16 protein-coding genes are annotated in these 17,875 nt (G+C 59.1%); all 16 read left to right on the top strand.

Annotated features, from left to right (window positions below; translation table 11 throughout):
• Nucleotides 1-12: 12 nt before the first annotated feature.
• The 16 genes from EQG79_RS03835 to dapB all read left to right on the top strand — a co-directional run bounded on the left by EQG79_RS03835 (nucleotide 13) and on the right by dapB (nucleotide 17,830).
• A complete protein-coding gene (locus EQG79_RS03835) occupies nucleotides 13-1,365 on the top strand; it encodes a RagB/SusD family nutrient uptake outer membrane protein (RefSeq protein WP_129600031.1) in 1,353 nt (450 codons plus the stop codon).
• 26 nt (nucleotides 1,366-1,391) lie between these two features.
• Entirely contained in the window at nucleotides 1,392-2,288 is an 897-nt protein-coding gene (locus EQG79_RS03830; protein WP_129600029.1) for a cyanophycinase, read from the top strand.
• Nucleotides 2,289-2,297: 9 nt separating this feature from the next.
• A complete protein-coding gene (locus tag EQG79_RS03825; protein WP_240699263.1) occupies nucleotides 2,298-3,719 on the top strand; it encodes a DoxX family protein in 1,422 nt (473 codons plus the stop codon).
• Nucleotides 3,720-3,765: 46 nt separating this feature from the next.
• Nucleotides 3,766-5,442, top strand: a complete 1,677-nt coding sequence (locus EQG79_RS03820) for a hypothetical protein (RefSeq protein WP_240699262.1) — start codon at nucleotides 3,766-3,768, stop codon at nucleotides 5,440-5,442.
• Nucleotides 5,435-6,049, top strand: coding sequence for a c-type cytochrome (locus EQG79_RS03815; RefSeq protein WP_240699261.1), 615 nt, complete (start codon nucleotides 5,435-5,437; stop codon nucleotides 6,047-6,049). The genes EQG79_RS03820 and EQG79_RS03815 overlap by 8 nt, the downstream gene beginning before the upstream one ends.
• Nucleotides 6,050-6,084: 35 nt before the next feature.
• On the top strand, nucleotides 6,085-7,290 hold the full coding sequence (soxC, locus tag EQG79_RS03810; protein WP_129600027.1) for a sulfite dehydrogenase: 1,206 nt from the start codon (nucleotides 6,085-6,087) through the stop codon (nucleotides 7,288-7,290).
• A gap of 35 nt (nucleotides 7,291-7,325) precedes the next feature.
• Nucleotides 7,326-8,756, top strand: a complete 1,431-nt coding sequence (locus tag EQG79_RS03805) for an APC family permease (protein ID WP_240699260.1) — start codon at nucleotides 7,326-7,328, stop codon at nucleotides 8,754-8,756.
• The gene (locus EQG79_RS03800) at nucleotides 8,749-10,203 is read left to right on the top strand and encodes a phytoene desaturase family protein (protein ID WP_129600023.1); all 1,455 of its coding nucleotides are present in this window, start codon (nucleotides 8,749-8,751) and stop codon (nucleotides 10,201-10,203) included. The genes EQG79_RS03805 and EQG79_RS03800 overlap by 8 nt, the downstream gene beginning before the upstream one ends.
• A gap of 38 nt (nucleotides 10,204-10,241) precedes the next feature.
• The gene (locus tag EQG79_RS03795; RefSeq protein ID WP_077920360.1) at nucleotides 10,242-11,534 is read left to right on the top strand and encodes a YeiH family protein; all 1,293 of its coding nucleotides are present in this window, start codon (nucleotides 10,242-10,244) and stop codon (nucleotides 11,532-11,534) included.
• A gap of 13 nt (nucleotides 11,535-11,547) precedes the next feature.
• Entirely contained in the window at nucleotides 11,548-12,714 is a 1,167-nt protein-coding gene (locus EQG79_RS03790) for a methionine aminotransferase (RefSeq protein ID WP_129600020.1), read from the top strand.
• Between the two features lie 203 nt (nucleotides 12,715-12,917).
• Nucleotides 12,918-13,460 (top strand): carboxymuconolactone decarboxylase family protein, encoded by a 543-nt coding sequence (locus EQG79_RS03785; RefSeq protein WP_129600018.1) that lies wholly within the window; start codon nucleotides 12,918-12,920, stop codon nucleotides 13,458-13,460.
• Nucleotides 13,461-13,494: 34 nt separating this feature from the next.
• Entirely contained in the window at nucleotides 13,495-14,298 is an 804-nt protein-coding gene (locus EQG79_RS03780; RefSeq protein ID WP_129600017.1) for a mycofactocin-coupled SDR family oxidoreductase, read from the top strand.
• A 93-nt stretch (nucleotides 14,299-14,391) separates the two neighbouring features.
• A complete protein-coding gene (locus tag EQG79_RS03775; protein WP_077920356.1) occupies nucleotides 14,392-15,174 on the top strand; it encodes a ParA family protein in 783 nt (260 codons plus the stop codon).
• Between the two features lie 61 nt (nucleotides 15,175-15,235).
• Nucleotides 15,236-16,156: a ParB/RepB/Spo0J family partition protein gene (locus EQG79_RS03770; RefSeq protein ID WP_077920355.1), complete on the top strand. Its 921-nt coding sequence runs from the start codon at nucleotides 15,236-15,238 to the stop codon at nucleotides 16,154-16,156.
• Nucleotides 16,157-16,223: 67 nt separating this feature from the next.
• On the top strand, nucleotides 16,224-17,051 hold the full coding sequence (locus tag EQG79_RS03765; protein ID WP_129600015.1) for a DUF5683 domain-containing protein: 828 nt from the start codon (nucleotides 16,224-16,226) through the stop codon (nucleotides 17,049-17,051).
• Nucleotides 17,052-17,083: 32 nt separating this feature from the next.
• Complete coding sequence (gene dapB, locus EQG79_RS03760) at nucleotides 17,084-17,830, top strand: 4-hydroxy-tetrahydrodipicolinate reductase (protein ID WP_129600013.1); 747 nt, start codon at nucleotides 17,084-17,086, stop codon at nucleotides 17,828-17,830.
• Nucleotides 17,831-17,875 lie beyond the last annotated feature (45 nt).

The raw sequence follows: 17,875 nt of genomic DNA, 5'->3' as shown, positions 1-17,875 counted from the left end.
ACATCTGATAGTATGAATAAGCTGAAACTGATACTACCCCTGCTGGTCCTGCTCTCGGGATGCAGCCAATTTCTGGAGGTACAGCCTGAACTCCAGGTCGATGAACAACGCGCCATTACCAATGCAGCCACGGCAGAAGTAGCCCTGAACGGCCTCTACAACCGGCTGGGCAACGATGGCTATTACGGGTCCAACTTTTCGGCTCTGTCTTACCTCTCCGGGGGCGATATCCAGTGGACTGGTTCGCAGGGGGCTCCGCAGGAGATTACGGCCCGCAAACTGACAGCCGACAACGGCTACGTAGGCTCGGCCTGGGGCGCTATCTACCGGACCATCCTGGCGGCCAACTACCTGCTCGAAACGGTACCGGCGCTGACAGATCCGCAACTGACCGAAGCCCGCAAGAATCAGATCCGGGGGGAGGCCCTGGCCATTCGGGCCTTGTCGTACTTCGACCTGGCGCGGGGCTGGGGTGGGGTGCAGCTCATCCTGAAGCCGACCCGTACGCCCAGCGACAATACCGGTATTCAGCGCAGCAGTGCCGCCGATACCTACGCCCAGGTGCTGAAAGACCTGACGGCCGCTGAGCCCCTGCTGGCGGCTACAACCAACCGCAACCGCGTAACCCGCAAAACGGTATGGGCCCTGCGGGCGCGTTACCACCTCTACCGGCAGGAGTGGGCCGAGGCCGAATCCTACGCGACCCGGCTGATCGACGATGCAACCAACTACCGGCTGGTGAAGCCCTACAGTGCGTTCTTCGCCAACAATGCCGTTAATACCACCGAGTCGGTATTTGAACTGGCGTATTCGAACTCGTTCAAAAACGGTCACTTCAACTGGTGGCTGCCACCCGCGCTCAGCGGCCGGCGTGAATGGGCACCTAATGCCCAACTGGTATCGCTGCTGAATAACCCGGCCATCGGCGGTAATCGGTCGGCGGTGATTGCGCAGACGGCCCCGCCGGGCAACCTCTGGTACGGGCGGCTCTATTACCGGACGCCCACCGGCACCGACCCGGCCTACCTGATCCGTATTGCCGAGCTGTACCTGATCCGGGCCGAAGCGCGCGCCCGGCTGAACAAACCCGCTGACGCTCTGGCCGATCTGAACGCTGTGCGGAGCCGCGCCGATCTGGCTGCGCTGACCACAGCCACGACGCCTACCACCGAAGCTATACTGCTGGCTATCGAAAACGAACGCCGACTGGAGTTTGCCTTCGAGACCGACCGCTGGTTCGACCTGATCCGTACGGGTCGGGTGGCGCCGGTGCTGGGTATCACCGATCCCAACAAATACGTACTGCCCATCCCGACCAGCGAAATACTGGCCGATAAGTCGCTGACACAAAACCAGGGCTATTAACCACCCATCACCCAAACGTATCCGTCATGAACACGAAACAAGTACTTACGGCCCTGTTGCTGGCCGTTATGACCAGCTGGAGCCTGACCCAGACGGCGGCTGCCCAAACCACCGGTCCCGACAAAGGGGCGCTGGTTATTGTGGGAGGGGGAGCCATTCCACCCGATATCTGGAGCCGCTTTATCGACCTGGCGGGGGGCGCGGCCAACGCCCGGATCGTGGTGATCCCGACGGCGGGCGACGACTCGACGCTCAACGCCAGCGGGCAGCGCACCCAGAAACGGCTTACCGAGCTGGGCGTTGCCAACGTGACCCTGCTACACACCCGCGATCCGAAACAGGCCAACCAGGCGTCGTTCGTAGCGCCCCTCAAAACGGCAACGGCGGTCTGGTTTGAAGGCGGGCGGCACTGGCGGCTGGCCGATTCGTACCTGAATACACTGGCGCATAACGAGTTTAACGCTCTGCTGAACCGGGGCGGGGTCATCGGCGGAACATCGGCGGGGGCCACGATTCTGGGGTCGTTCATGGTACGGGGCGATACCAAAGGAAACAGCATCATGGTCGGCGATCATACCGAAGGGCTGGCCTTTGCGCGTAACCTGACCATCGATCAGCACGTGCTGCGCCGGAATCGTCAGTTCGACCTGATCGACGTCATCAAAGCCCGGCCTGATCTGCTCGGCATCGGCATCGACGAAAGTACGGCCGTTGTGGTGCGGAAGAACAGCTTCGAGGTTGTGGGAAACTCATTCGTGGGTATCTACGACATCAACCAGATCAACAGCAGCCAGAAATACCCCTCGGGACAGAACAGTACGGGTGGGCCGTTTTACTTTCTCGGTAAGGGGCAGCAGTTCGATCTGCAGGCCCGGAAGGTGATCAACCAGCCCGCGCCCCGACCCAACGAACCCGCTAAATAACCCATGCCTATGACACCCTTTCAGGACGAACCCCATCCGGCCTGGGAAGACCGGCGGTTTGGATTGCCCGCGACAACTGAATGGCGACCCTACGAAAAATGGCTGTTCCGGTTCCTGTCGCTCTATTTTCTGATTCAGATCGTACCGCTAGGCCCGTCTTTCTGGCGCACGCTGGTTACCGCCGACTGGCAGTCCAGTTTGTACCAGCCGCTGTTTCAGCTGGCCAGGTATACACCCCGCTTCGTAGGAGATACCGATTCGCTTCTGAACTGGGGGATCGCAGCCGCACTGGCTGGCCTGGGCGCGGTGGGCTGGTCGATTTGGGAGCGGCAACGGATCGTTTCGGGTCGGGCACTGCCTGATTACGATCGGCTGAACGCCTGGCTGCGGATTCTGATTCGCTACCGGCTGGCGGCTGGTCTGCTGGCATTTGGGCTTATCAAGCTCTTTCCCCTGCAGGCGCCGGAGCCTTCGTTGAGCCATCTGAACACGCCCTACGGCGAACTGACCGAGTGGAAATTATTCGCGCTCACGCTGGGCGTAGTGCCCTCGTATCAGGCCTTTCTGGGTCTGGTCGAGACCGTTGCCGGGCTGCTGCTGCTCACGCGCCGGTCCGCTACCATCGGTGCGTTCATCACGATCTTTTTCACGGGTAACGTCTTCATGTCGAATATCGCTTACGGGGGGGGCGAATACGTGTACAGCCTGTTTCTGATCACACTGGCGCTGTATCTGCTCGCGTACGATGGGTGGCGGTTCTATACCCTGCTGGTGCTGGGCAAACCCACGGCACCCGCCCGGTACCGGCTCCGGTTCGACCCGGGCTGGCAGCAGTCGGTCCGGCTGGCCGGCAAGGCACTGGTCGTGCTGGTGGTTGGCGCGTATGGGCTGTCGGCCTACGGAGCGCTGCGACAGGGTGGGCATCAGTATCCGAGCCTGACCGAAAGGGCCCGTTTGTCCGATGCGGCCGGGCTGTATACGGTGCGCGAGTTTAGCCTGAACGGGCAGCGCCTGCCGCCTTCTCCGACCGATTCGGTACGCTGGCATAACGTCGTGGTCGAGAAATGGAACACCATCAGCATCCGTCGGCCGGGGGCGGCCCCGCTAACCCGCCATAACGCAGAAGACATCGCCGGGCCCGATTCAGCGCGCCATTTCGAGTGGTCGGGGCAGATCGGCCGGCATTATTACCGCTACGAACCCGTAGCCAGCCCACCGGGGCAGACGGTGCCGATCGTACAGCTCCGGAATCCGCAGCGCCCCGACGACACCTTTCAGCTTCGCTACGAACGCCCGGACTCCAGCACGCTGGTGCTGGCGGGTATCAACGCCCGGCGCGACTCGGTCTATGCCGTGCTGGAACGTGTCGACAAGAAATACCTGCTGTACGAAGCCGCCAGAGTGGGTCGGCGGAAAGGATTAACCTTATAAAACCGAGAGTACCCTTCGCCCTGATGACTACTAACAACATTCGCTTATGATTAGCAACCAACCCTCGGGCGGGCTGAACCGGGTAGACTCGTCGCCCCGGACGGAGTCGCTTCGGCCGCAGCGGCCCCATCCAGAGCGGCCCCATCCAAAGTCGTTCCGGTCGAGAAACTGGACACAGACCCAGAAGATCGCGTTTCGGATCGCGTTTATTTTCTTCCTGGCCATGTCGCTGCCCAACAACCTGGGCTGGTACCGCGATGTGCTGGCCCTCGACTGGACAAATCTGCACTACCGGGATGTGTATGACATTGCGCGGTTCGGATCGGGGCTGACATTTTTCGGGAATACGCTGTTTGGCAGTTCGCTGCTCGGTTACGCTCCCTGGATCATCACCCTGCTGGTAGCCTGCGCCGGGGGGCTGGTCTGGACCGCCCTGGTTCGACTCCGGAAAGCCGATCCGGCTGATTACAACTTACTCTATTACTGGCTGCGCGTGGTGGTGCGATACCGGGCGGGGATCGGCATCATCGGATTTGGCTTCACCAAACTGCTGCCGACGCAGTTGCCCTATCCGTCGCTGGGACTGATGAACACCAACTTCGGCGATCTGACCGGGCAGAAGCTCTACTGGTTGTCCATCGGTATCGTTCCCTGGTACGAAGTCTTTACGGGCGTGGTCGAAGTGGTGGCCGGGGCGCTGCTGTTTTTCCGAAAAACAACGTTTCTGGGCGCAGCCCTGCTGTTCGGTGCCCTGGCCGACATCGTCTATGTCAACCTGGCCTACGACGGGGGCGTGCATGTATACAGTTCGTATTTCGTGCTGCTGTCGGCTTTTCTGCTGTGGTACGATGTGCCGTTTGCCTGGAACCTGTTCGTACGCGAACGCTTTACGGTGCCCGTTTACCATTACCCTGATCTCTCCAAAGTCTGGCAGCGCTGGACCCGCTACGGCCTCAAAGCGATTACCCTGTTCCTGTTTATTGGAGTGCTCTTCTATTTACAGGTTGTCAACTTCATCTATGATCCGTATAAGCAACCTGCCCAGCGCGGTATCCGGGCCTTGCGGGGCAACTACGCCGTAACGGATTTCCGGCTGAACGGCCAGCCCATACCCTACAGCCTGACCGACTCCACGCGCTGGCAGGAGGCCACTTTCGAAAACTGGAGCACCCTGACCTTTAAAGTCAACCGACCCGCGCGGCTGGACCTTAGCAATGGGGGAGGAGCCCCCATGCGCGACCTGAACCGAACGTTCGAGGTAACGGGCGTAGCGGGCGGACAGCGCGTGTTCTACTACGATGCCGATACGCTGAACCAGACGCTCTATTTGCAGGATAAAGTGCGCCTGAACGGCCCCCGCGACGATGCACCCGGTGCGGGCAATCCCGGCGAGAGTGGAACGCGACGGAAAGAAAGAGCAAAAAATCCTAACGCGATTTCGGAGAAGCAGTGGATTCCGGCGCCGGCGCGGGCTACCATCGGCGATGAGTTTACGAAGGTGCACCCGCTGGTACAGACTACCCGGCGCCGGCGGGGACTGGTCGAAGAAAGCAAGCCCGCCGAGCGGAAACGGATGATACTTCGCTACCAGACCACCGACGGGCAGCGCGTGGTGCTGACGGGTATCGACGAGCGGAAAGATTCCATCTACGTGGTGCTGGACCGGATTACGCGGCCCTATGCTCTGACCGAAAGCACCCTCAAAGCCGGTCGATATGACTAACCCCTGGTGGCTGATACCCGTGTTTCTGATGCATTGGTATGGCTGGGAAGCCGTATCGATGCATTGGTTTAGAGCCGAAGCGCCCACCGGGGCCAGTGCTGTCAAAACCGATACCCTGCCCGAGCGGTTTGGGCCGGGGGCGTTTGGGTTCGGCAGGCCAGCCGAACCCGCGCAGGTGGCGACCCTTGACATCGACGTCAGACCGGACGGTACGGGGCTGCCTGCCGGTTCGGGAACGGTAGCGACCGGCGCGGTAATTTTCGCGGCTAAATGCTCGGCTTGTCATGGGGCTGGCGGTACGGGTGGCCCCAACGGCGCACTGGTCATCACGGATGCGACCCCCGGAAAGCGGCCTGCCAAAGTCATCGGTAACTACTGGCCTTACGCGACAACTGTATTTGATTACATCCGCAGAGCCATGCCTTTTAACGAGCCAGGTTCGCTGACGAACGACGAGGTGTATGCGCTGACGGCTTTTCTGCTGCACCGCAACAAACTCATCGACGAAAAAACGGTCATGAACGCGAAAACAGTACCCGCTGTCCGTATGCCTGCTCAAGCCAGTTACGTCCCCGACGACCGAACCGGTGGTCCGGAAATCCGCTGAGCTAGCCGGTATACCCCTGTCCTGATCCAAGCCCCATGAATAATAACCCCAATATTACCCGGCGTAGTCTGCTGGGTGGAGCGATGGCCGCGACGGTCATGCAAACTGCGCTGGCCAACGGACTACAGGTCGGTTTGCCCGACGACCCGACCAAACAGATGGGCACTCCACCCGGAAAGCTGGGGTCGCGGTCGCGGTTCGAGACGCTGGCGAAAGCACCCTCGGACATATCGTCGCGGTCGCCGTTGCAGGATTTCAAGGGCATGATCACTCCCTCGGACCTGCATTTCGAGCGGCACCACAACGGCGTGCCGACGATCGATCCGGCTACATACAGCCTCACGATTCATGGGCTGGTTGATCGGCCAACTGTGTTTACGCTGGCCGATCTGAAACGTTTTCCGTCGGTGTCGCGCATCGCGTTTCTGGAGTGTTCGGGTAATTTTCGGACGGGCAAAGAGACCATGACGCCCCAGGATATTTGCGGCCTGACCAGCCAGAGTGAATGGTCCGGTGTTCGGCTGTCGACCTTGTTCCGGGAGGTGGGCGTGCGGGAGAAAGCCAGCTGGTTTTTGGCCGAAGGGGGCGACGCGGCCCTGATGACGCGGAGCATCCCCGTTCGTAAAGGCTGGGACGACGCCATCGTGGCCTATGCGCAGAACGGCGAGGCCATCCGGCCGGAGCAGGGTTATCCGGTTCGGCTGTTTCTGCCGGGCTGGGAAGGTAACACCAGCGTGAAATGGCTTCGTCGGATCGAACTTGGCGACGCGCCCTGGCACACCCGCGAAGAAACATCGAAATACACCGAAACTATTAAGGATGGCCGCATCCGGCAGTTCAGTTTCGACATCGACGCCCGGAGCATCATTACGTTTCCGACGTACCCAGCCCAGATTGAGCGCGGTTGGGTCGAGGTTCGGGGGCTGGCCTGGAGTGGCCGCGGAAAGGTAAGCCGGGTCGAAGTCAGCACCGACGCCGGTAAACACTGGCAGGTGGCCGAGCTGCAGGCGCCGGTCCTCGACAAGGCCCATACCGTTTTTCGCCACCTCTGGCGATGGGAGGGTAGCGAGACGCTAATTACGAGTCGTGTGGTTGACGAGACGGGCTATGTGCAACCTACGTTGAAGCAACTCCTCGACGCGCGCGGCCCCGATACGGGCGGCTACCACATGAACCCGGTTACGGCCTGGCTGATCAAACCCGACGGGCGGGTGCTCTATCAACCCGACTACGGTCGCTGATGGGCAGTTGAGTCAAACAGGTTGTGCATCTGAAAATGAGTATTTGCTATACGAGAACATCGGTGTTTACGGGCGAACGGCTAACTTGCGGGGAGGGCTGGCCTACCGGCTCGTTCAGCATTTTTGGCGCGATTATGAGCGAAATTCATAAAATAGGCTGGCGAACGGCCACCTCACTGGTCATTGCCAACATGGTCGGTACGGGTGTGTTCACGAGTCTGGGCTTTCAGCTGGCCACGGTGCAGAACACCTGGTCGATCGTGCTGCTATGGGTGCTGGGCGGAGGGCTGGCGCTGATCGGCGCCTTTACCATGGCCGAACTCGGTACCCACTACCGCAGCGAGAACGGGGGCGACTACATCTTTATTTCGCGCGGGCTGCATCCGTTTCTGGGTTACCTGTCGGCCTGGGTATCGCTGGTGGGTGGATTCGCGGCTCCGGTAGCCATTGCCGGCAAAGCCATGGAAGCCTACCTGAGCCCGTTCGATCAGACCTGGCTCGGAACGGCCAACAGCCGCTGGCTCACCGTGGCCCTCGTGCTGCTGATCGGGCTGATGCACTCGGTCAGTCTGCGCCATAGCAGCGTATTTCAGAACGCCACGACCTTGCTGAAAATAGCGTTTGTAGCGGTATTGCTGGCCGTTGGGTTTGCCGTAGCGCCGTCGGAGCCCAATGCGCTGCGGTTCGGGGCGGGGGTGTCGGACGAGGTGTTTACGTCGGGCTTTGCCGTATCGCTGCTGTATGTAACCTACGCCTATACCGGCTGGAATGCCGCGGCCTATATCGTCGCCGAAATCCGTAATCCCCGCCATAACCTGCCCCGGGCGCTGTTGCTGGGTACGGGGGTGGTGACGGTGCTATACGTGGCGCTGCAGCTGGTTTTTCTGCGGTTTGCCAGTCTGGATCAGCTCCGGAACCAGGCTGATGTGGCCGTGCTGGCTTTTCAGCATGGTTTCGGGCCGACGGCCGGCAAATGGATCAGCGTTGGTATTGCGGTTCAACTGCTGGCTACCATGAGTTCATACGTCTGGGTAGGGGCGCGGGTAACGAGCCGTATGGCTGCCGACTTCCCGCTCTGGCGGTATTTTGCGGTGGTCTCCCGGCAACAGGTTCCGGTTCGGGCCACCTGGCTACAGGTGGGGGTTACCCTGCTGCTGCTGTTCTCCGGAACCCTCGAGCAGGTACTGCTCTGCACGTCATTCGTATTGCAGCTGATGGGTACGCTGGCGGTGGCGAGTCTGCTCCGCACCCCGCGCCGGACCGACGACTTTCCGAGTCCGTTTCGCCCGTATCTGCAATGGGCCTACATTGGCTTCAGCCTTTTCGTGCTGGCCTTTATCATCAGCGACCGACCCGTCGAAAGCCTGATCGGGCTGGGGATAGTCGTGGTGGGCGGAGCAACGTACTGGATCAAACCACCCAATCAAACCCGGGTTCGCCCGCAAACCCAATCGACGTATGAGTAAGTCTGACTATGATGCGGTGGTTGTTGGGGCCGGCCCCAACGGGCTGAGCGCGGCTATCGTGCTGGCGCAGGCAGGCCTGTCGGTGCTGGTGCTGGAAGCGCGATCAGTCATTGGGGGCGGTACCCGATCGGCCGAGCTAACCCTGCCCGGTTTTATGCATGACATGGGGTCGGCCATTCATCCAATGGCCGCTGGATCGCCCCTGTTTCAGAGTTTGCCCCTGGCCGAGCATGGGCTGGAATTTATTTACCCGCCCGTAGCAGCCGCGCATCCGTTCGACGGAGGGACGGCGGCTATTTTGGCTGGGTCCGTAGCCGATACGGCCCGGACGCTTGGCGCTGATGAAGAAACATACCGGCGGTTGTTTGAACCGCTGGTGCGGCACTGGCCCGGGCTGGCCCCCGATGTGCTGGGACCGCTGCGATTTCCGGATCACCCGATCGATCTGGCGCAATTTGGCCTGAACGCCCTGCTGCCGGCAACCCAGCTGGCCCGGCGTTTTAAAACCACCGAAGCGCGGGGCCTGCTGGCGGGTATGGCCGCCCACGCTATTCAGCCCCTGACCAACCTGACAACGGCGGCTATTGCGCTGGTGCTGATGACGGTGGGCCACCAGCGTGGCTGGCCGATGCCCAAAGGTGGGTCGCAGCAGATCGCCAATGCCCTCGCGTCGTATTTTCGATCGCTGGGTGGCCGGATTGAGGTAGACCGCCCCGTCAGAACGCTGGCCGACCTGCCCAAAACCCGGGCCGTGCTGTTCGATCTTACCCCGAAGCAGCTGCTGTCTATCGCGGGTGATCGGTTTTCAGCGTTCTATCGAAAACAGCTGGAGCGCTACCGCTACGGACCCGGTATTTTTAAAGTCGACTGGGCGCTCGACGGTCCTATTCCGTTTGCCGCTGCCGACTGCGACCGCGCCAGCACGATTCACCTCGGCGGCACCCTGGAAGAGATCGTAATGGCTGAGCAGCAGACCTATGACGGGCAGCATCCCGACCGGCCGTATGTGCTTCTGGCCCAGCAAAGCCGCTTCGACGCCAGCCGCGCTCCGGCCGGAAAGCATACCGCCTGGGCCTACTGCCACGTACCGAACGGCTCGACCGTCGACATGACCGACCGCATAGAACGGCAGGTTGAGCGGTTTGCGCCGGGTTTTCGGGATCGGATTCTGGCCCGCGCTACGATGAACACCGCCCAGGTAGAAGCCTGGAACCCTAATTACGTTGGGGGCGACATCAACGGGGGTATCATCGATATCGGGCAATTGTATACGCGGCCTACCCTGAGCCTGACGCCTTACCGGACCTCGGAACCGGGGCTGTTCATCTGCTCGTCGGCCACGCCACCCGGCGGAGGAGTACACGGAATGTGTGGCTACCAGGCCGCCCGGGTGGTACTGCGCGATAGTTTTGGTCTGGCTACACCGGTAGTTTTGACGAACCGATAGATTTCATACTGTAAGGAAGACAAACAACGCACAAACGAATGGAAAGTACGAGTAAGAAGACAACCGCAGCGACGCAGCCCGCTATCCCGCCCGCTACATCGATCCTGAACGAAGACTGGACCGTTGTGGTGCTGGGGCTGGCTATCATTGGCCTTTCGCTGACCGGACTGGTCATTGCCGCCCCGGCTTTTGGCTGGAAAGACAGCAGCGATCTGGCAGGCACCGTATTCTCGGCGAAAAATCTGGTGGCCATAGCCGCGCAGTTTGCGTTTACCTACGTGGTGGCGCTGGCCGGCGCCTGGCTGACAGGTCGTTCCGTTCGGGCTACCGCGCTGGGCTTTCCGGTTATTTTCGGCCTAACGGTGCTGGCTCTTATTCTGGCGGGGAACAAAACCCTCAAGGACCTCAACCTCGAAGCCGTTATTTTCAGTCTGATGATTGGCCTGGCCATTGGTAATACGATGCGGCTCCCCGACTGGCTGCGGGCTTCTCTGGCTACCGAGCTGTTCGTGAAAATCGGGCTAGTGCTGCTGGGTACGACCGTCATCTTCGGCGATATTCTGAAGGCGGGTTCGCTGGGGCTGATTCAGGCGCTGGTCGTGGTGTTGTCGGTCTGGTACGTGGCGTACTGGATCAGCAAGCGGCTGAAGATTGACGATGAAATGACCATGATGCTGGCGTCGGCGGTGTCTATTTGCGGGGTGTCGGCCGCCATCGCCACGGCGGGCGCTATCCATGGCGACAGCAAGAAACTGTCGTACGTGATCTCGCTGGTGCTGATTACGGCTATTCCGATGATGCTGCTGATGCCCTACGCGGCTCAGGCCATGGGACTTACGCCCGAAGTGACGGGCGCCTGGCTCGGCGGTACGATCGATACCACCGGCGCGGTGGTGGCGTCGGGTTCGCTTGCAGGCGAGGCCGCGCTGAAAATCAGTACCATCGTCAAGTTCTCGCAGAACGTTCTCCTCGGACTGGCGGCTTTTGCCATCAGCGTTTACTGGACCTACTCGGGTAAAGACGGTGTACAGGCCGAAAAACCCACGCTGGGCGTGATCTGGGAGCGTTTTCCGAAGTTCATTCTGGGTTTTCTGGGTGCATCGCTGCTGTTCTCCTTTGCGCTGTCGGCCGAAACGATCGATACGGTAAAGGGAAGCCTGAAAAGCCTGCAGGGCCTCTGGTTCGCGCTGGCCTTTGTAAGCATCGGGCTCGAAACCCGGTTTGCCGATCTGTTCAATGCCGACAACCGCCGACCACTTTACGCGTTTCTGCTGGCACAGGGCTTCAACATTATCATTACGCTGGTGGTGGCTTATTTTCTGTTTCAGTAGTTGACCTCTCTGCATGCAACCTACGCAAACGCTTGCTTCTAAACTGCCCCGCGTCGGCACCACGATCTTTACCGTCATGTCGAAACTGGCGGCTGACCTGGGAGCGCTGAACCTGTCGCAGGGGTTTCCGAGCTTTCCGGCCGACCCGGCCCTGCTGGAGCTGGTCACGAAAGCCATGCGCAACAATCATAACCAGTATGCGCCCATGGCGGGCATGCCGGTGCTGCGCGAAGCCATTGCGCAGAAAACCGCCGAGGTATACGGTACGATCTACGACCCGGACAGCGAGATTACGATTACTTCGGGTGCTACCGAAGCGCTCTATGCCGCCGTTACGGCCGTGGTGCAGGCTGGCGATGAAGTCATTGTATTCGAACCGGCCTATGACAGCTATGTACCCGCCATCGAACTGGCCGGGGGCGTTCCGGTCTTCGTTAGCCTGACTCCACCCGACTACGCCATCGACTGGGCAGAGGTAGCCACGAAAGTAACCGATCGGACCCGGCTGATCATGGTCAACACCCCCCATAACCCGACCGGCCGCGTCTGGACCGCCGATGATCTGAACCAGCTGGCTAATCTGGTGCAGGAGCGCGACCTGTTTCTAATCAGCGATGAGGTTTACGAACATATTACCTTCGACCAGCGGCCACACCGCTCGTTGATGCAGCACCCTGTTTTGCAGGAGCGAACGTTTGTGGTGGGGTCGTTTGGGAAAACGTTTCACGTAACGGGCTGGAAGGTCGGGTACTGCCTGGCCCCGCGCGAGCTGACCGTCGAGTTTCGGAAAGTACACCAGTTCCTGACCTTCAGCGTATCGACCCCGATGCAGGTGGCGCTGGCCGGGTATCTCAGCGAGCCCGACCGCTATCTGTCACTGGCCGGGTTCTACGAGCAAAAGCGCGACCTGTTTCTACAGGCGCTGGCCGGGTCCCGGTTTGCGTTTACGCCCACCGAAGGCACTTTCTTCCAGAACGTGTCCTACGCGGCTATAACCGACGAGCCTGACTACGATCTGGCGGTTCGGCTAACGAAAGAGATCGGTGTAGCCTCCATTCCGGTATCGGTCTTTTACGACCAGCGGAACGACTACCACATACTCCGGTTCTGCTTCGCCAAAGACGACGAAACCCTCCGCCGGGCCGGCGAAAAACTAGCTCAGTGGAGCAGGAGCATGTAACGCGCCCATTATCCAGCGCCCACTCCGTCACGTCAGCGCCCGGTTCGCCAGTCCGACGCCAATCACCAGGCTGGTTTGCCACGAATCAGGTTTATCATGCCGCTATTTTTGTCATTTCGACGAAGGAACGACTAAGCAACTACTACCCCGTTCCCTTACCCGCATCACTCATCGCTCATCATTCATCACTCATCACTCAATCTGTGTCTCGCATCGATCCACTACCGGAGAGTCAGGCGTCAGACGACCTGAAAGCGGCCTGGGCCCGGCACATCGCTGACTACCCCGGTTCGCGCATCACGAACATGAAGGCTACCCTGAGTCATTCGCCCCTGGCGTTCGACGTATATATGCAGTGGTATCCGTTGTATCAGGCGGTCATCGGGCTGGTGGGTAACCGGCTGGCGTACCTGTTTGCGCATGCCATCTCCGACGGATCAGACTGCCCGCTCTGCACCATGTTCTTCCGGAAGATCATAATCGACCATGGCGAGAAGCCCGAAGCGCTTGTCCTGACCGACGACGAGCAGACGCTGCTCCGGTTCGGGAGTGAGATGGCCCGAAACAAGGGTGAAGTGCCTGCTGATCTGTACCAGGCCGTGGCCCGGCGACATACGGCGGCAGAACTCGTTATACTCGTCGCTTTTGCCGGGCAGATGATCGCTACCAACGTGTTCAACAATGCGCTGGAGGTGGAGGTCGATTCGTACCTGGCTCCGTATTATCCTGTAACCAACCCAACCTGACAAGGCTGCATAAGCCGTCAAAATAACCTTCAGTATGGCCAGTCTAACCGGCAAAACGGCTTTTATCACGGGCGCAGCCCACGGGCAGGGGCGGGCCGTCGCGCTGGCACTGGCGCAGGCAGGGGCTGACATCGTTGCGTTCGATGTAGCCCGCAATCTCACCTATCCGGCCTATACGTTCGGGTCTGAGAACGAACTCGACTCGCTGCAGCGCGAAATCAACGCTATCGGTACGCGTTGCCTGATCTGGCGGGGCGACGTCCGGCGCGACGACGACATCGTGGCGGCCGTGGAGCAGACCATGACCCACTTTGGCCAAATCGATATCCTGTTCAACAACGCGGGTATCTGTGCGTATGGGCTGGCCCACGAGCTGACCGAAGCCGCCTGGGACGATATGCTCGATATTAACCTCAAAGGGGCCTGGCTGGTAGCCCGCCGGGTCATACCCGTTATGATGGAGCAGCAGTCGGGCGTTATCATCAACAACTCCAGCATTGCCGGTCTGCGGGGCATGAATCGGCTGAGCCATTATGCCGCGTCCAAATGGGGACTCGTGGGGCTGACCAAATCCTGGGCCATTGAACTGGCGCCTTATAACATCCGGGTCAACTCCATTCACCCCACCGGCGTGAACACCCCCATGAACGATGGTCTGGCCGCGCTGGAGGGAACCACCACGCAGGAAATAGCCGAACGGTCGGCGGGAAATCTGTTACCCGTACCCTGGGTAGAGCCCGAAGACGTGTCGGCTATGGTGCTCTATCTGGTTTCTGACGGAGCCCGTTACATCACTGGTTCGCAGTTCGTGCTGGATGCGGGCCTGTTGACCCGCTGAGGCTGTTTCACGACTTTTTGTGAAACAGTCGTGGAACATAGCTTGGATTCGTGAAAACTATCCGGCATATTTGGGACTGCAACGCACAGACCCATGGGTAAAGTCATTGCTATCGCCAACCAAAAAGGGGGCGTCGGTAAAACTACAACGACAATAAATCTGGCCGCCAGCCTGGCCGCCCTCGAATTCCAGACGCTCATTGTTGACGCAGATCCGCAGGCCAATTCGACCTCGGGACTGGGCTACAATCCGAAAGAAATCGAGAACAGCATCTATGAATGCATGGTGGAGGGCGTACGTCCTCACGATGCGATCATACAAACGGAGTTTCCAAATCTGGATCTGCTGCCGTCACATATTGATCTGGTCGGAGCCGAGATTGAGATGATCAATCTTCAGAACCGCGAAGACAAGATGAAGAACGCGCTCGACAGCATCCGCGATGAGTACGACTTTGTTATTATCGACTGTTCTCCATCGCTCGGTCTGATCACAATCAACAGTCTGACCGCGGCTGACTCGGTGATTATCCCGGTCCAGTGCGAGTACTTCGCGCTCGAAGGACTGGGTAAACTGCTCAATACCATCAAGATTATTCAGTCACGGCTCAACACCCGGCTATCCATTGAAGGTATTCTGCTAACGATGTACGACCTGCGCGTTCGGCTTTCGAACCAGGTAGTAGGGGAAGTGACGACCCATTTCCAGCAAATGGTATTCAGCACCATTATTCCCCGCAACATCCGGTTGAGCGAATCGCCCAGTTTTGGCGTACCCGCCCTGGCTCAGGATGCCGACAGTAAAGGAGCCGTCAGTTACCTGAACCTGGCCCGCGAAATTCTGATCAAGAACGGCATGATGCCGCAGGAAGCCTAGTACTACGGGCCAACCCCCGTGATTTCTACCAACATAACGGGCTTCGGCTCGTATCCAAGGTATGGAGAACGCGAACACCAAAGCACCGAATAAGAAGATGATTGGACTGGGCCGTGGATTAGGTGCGCTGCTGCATGACAGTGACGCGGTAAACCGCCAGACCAAAACCTCGCCGTTTGAGTCGATCAGTACCATGACCGAGATCAGCCTCTCGCTGATCGAGACAAACCCGTTTCAGCCCCGAACCCGGTTCGACGAAGAAGCGCTTCAGGAACTGGCGGAGTCGATCCGGGTACAGGGTATTATCCAGCCCATTACGGTTCGTCAGTTAGGCAAAGACCGCTACCAGCTGATCTCCGGCGAACGGCGCCTTCAGGCCTCCAAGCTGATTGGACTGACAACCATTCCCGCCTATGTCCGGACGGCCAACGACCAGCAAATGCTGGAAATGGCGCTGATCGAGAACATCCAGCGCGAGAACCTCAATTCCATAGAAATTGCCCTGAGCTATCAGCGGCTTATTACGGAATGTAGCCTGAAGCAGGAAGAACTGGGCGAACGGGTGGGTAAGAACCGCACCACGGTCAACAACTACATCCGGCTGCTGAAGCTGCCCCCCGTTATTCAGGCAGCTCTGCGCGACAACAAAATATCGATGGGGCACGCCCGCGCTATCATCAATATCGAAAACCCCGATTCGCAGATCCGGCTCTTCAACCGGGCTGTCGATGAGGAGTGGTCGGTGCGAAAAGTTGAAGAAGCCGTACGGAACCTGTCAGACGATGACGATCTGCTAACCGCCACCCGGCGCGTGACGCTGCCCAAACAGGAAATGCGGAGTCTGCAGTTCAAGCTCTCGTCGCTGTTCGGGACCAAGGTATCGATCAAAGCCGATGAGAAGCATAAGGGTGAGATCAAGATCCCGTTCACGTCGCAGGAAGAGCTGACCAAGATTCTGGAGGTTCTCAATTCCCAAACCTAGTGGTGTTAAATTATCGTAAACGGATACAGCGCCCGGTCAACCAACCGACTTTGAGCGTTGTGTAAGCATGAAACAGCTTATTGTCCTATTTGTAGCCGTTCTGCTGTTCAACGTACCCGTTCAACGCCTGTTTGCACAACAACCCGCTATTGTGCCCGCCAGGACACCGGCAGCCGTTGACTCGACGCGGCAGATCCGGTCGGCCGCCGACACCATTCCGGCTACGTTGCCCAACAACGGAGGTCGCCCGATTCGGGTGGGTTCGTCGGAACTGACCCCGGAGGGCGACTCGCTGGTGCAGTCGCTGGCGGATACCATTCGGGTAGGGGCCCGTCAGCAGGCCGAAATCCGAAAAATTATTCCCCGACAGGCTACCATCCGGTCGCTGATTCTGCCCGGCCTGGGGCAGGCCTATAACCGGCAGTACTACAAAATACCGTTCATCTACGGCGGATATGCCGCTATTGGCTACTACTTCCTGCGCTACCGGCGGCTGGCTAACGAAGCCGAAGATGGCTACCGACTCCTTCTGTACGGGCGCCAGATAGTTGGCCCAACGCAGGTCGAACTCACCAACATACCCCAGCTGATCAGCCAGCCGATTCCCGTACCGGCCGTGATTGAGAAAGTGGAGGAGGTGCAGATTGGCGATAATATTTTCCGGTCGACGGCGGGTGCCAAAAATGCGTACGACTTCTACCGGCGCTACCGGGACCTGAATATACTCTTGTCTATTGTGCTCTACGCCGTAAGCGCCGTAGAGGCCAACGTAGCGGCCCACCTGAAAACCTTCGATCTATCCGACGATATTTCCATGCGTGTTGAGCCAACCGTACTACCTTTGCCGGGCACCGGGCCCGTGCCGGGGATACGCCTGGCCCTTACATTCAAGTAACGGAACCCGTCGCTGACAACACCGAAAAAAACATGAACATTCTTTTGCTTGGCTACGGTAAAATGGGGAAAACCATCGAGCAGCTGGCGCTCGAACGGGGCCACCAGATTGCCGGTCGCATAGACGCCGACAACCGCGCCGATTTCGATACCCTGCCCAACGAGGCTGTTGATGTGGTTATTGAGTTCAGCTCGCCCGAATCGGCTGCCGAAAATATTACCTATTGTCTGGAACGGGGCTGGCCAGTCGTTTGTGGCACAACGGGCTGGCTGAGCCAGCGGCAGACCATCGAGGCCGTTTGCCGCCGGAAAAACGGGGCTTTCTTTTACGCGTCGAACTACAGCATTGGCGTCAACCTGTTTTTTAGGCTAAACAAAACGCTGGCGCAGTTCATGCGTAATTACCCATCGTATCAGGTGTCGATGACCGAAATTCACCATACCGAAAAGAAAGATGCGCCCAGTGGCACGGCAATTACGCTGGCTGAGGGGGTTATGGAACACTTGCCGACCAAACGCCGTTGGGCCAGTAAAGAGACCGATAGTACCAATTCGCAGATCAATTCGACCGAAGCGGTTGAAATTGAGTCGCTTCGTGAAGGATCCGTACCCGGAACGCATACGGTTCGCTACGATTCTGACGTTGACCGGATTGAAATTACCCATATTGCCCACAGCCGACAGGGGTTTGCGCTGGGAGCTGTTGTCGCGGCCGAATGGATCATTGGCCGCGAGGGCATTTTCGGGATGGACGACCTGTTAGGTACGAATGATCAATGATGAGCCCGCGCTGCCTTTCATCGACCATCATTCATCGGTAATCAT

Origin of the sequence: Spirosoma sordidisoli (assembly GCF_004138325.1) — a bacterium.
GTDB lineage: Bacteria > Bacteroidota > Bacteroidia > Cytophagales > Spirosomataceae > Spirosoma > Spirosoma sordidisoli.
Note: the sequence above shows the minus strand (reverse complement) of the source record. Positions and strands in the feature narration are given on the sequence as shown.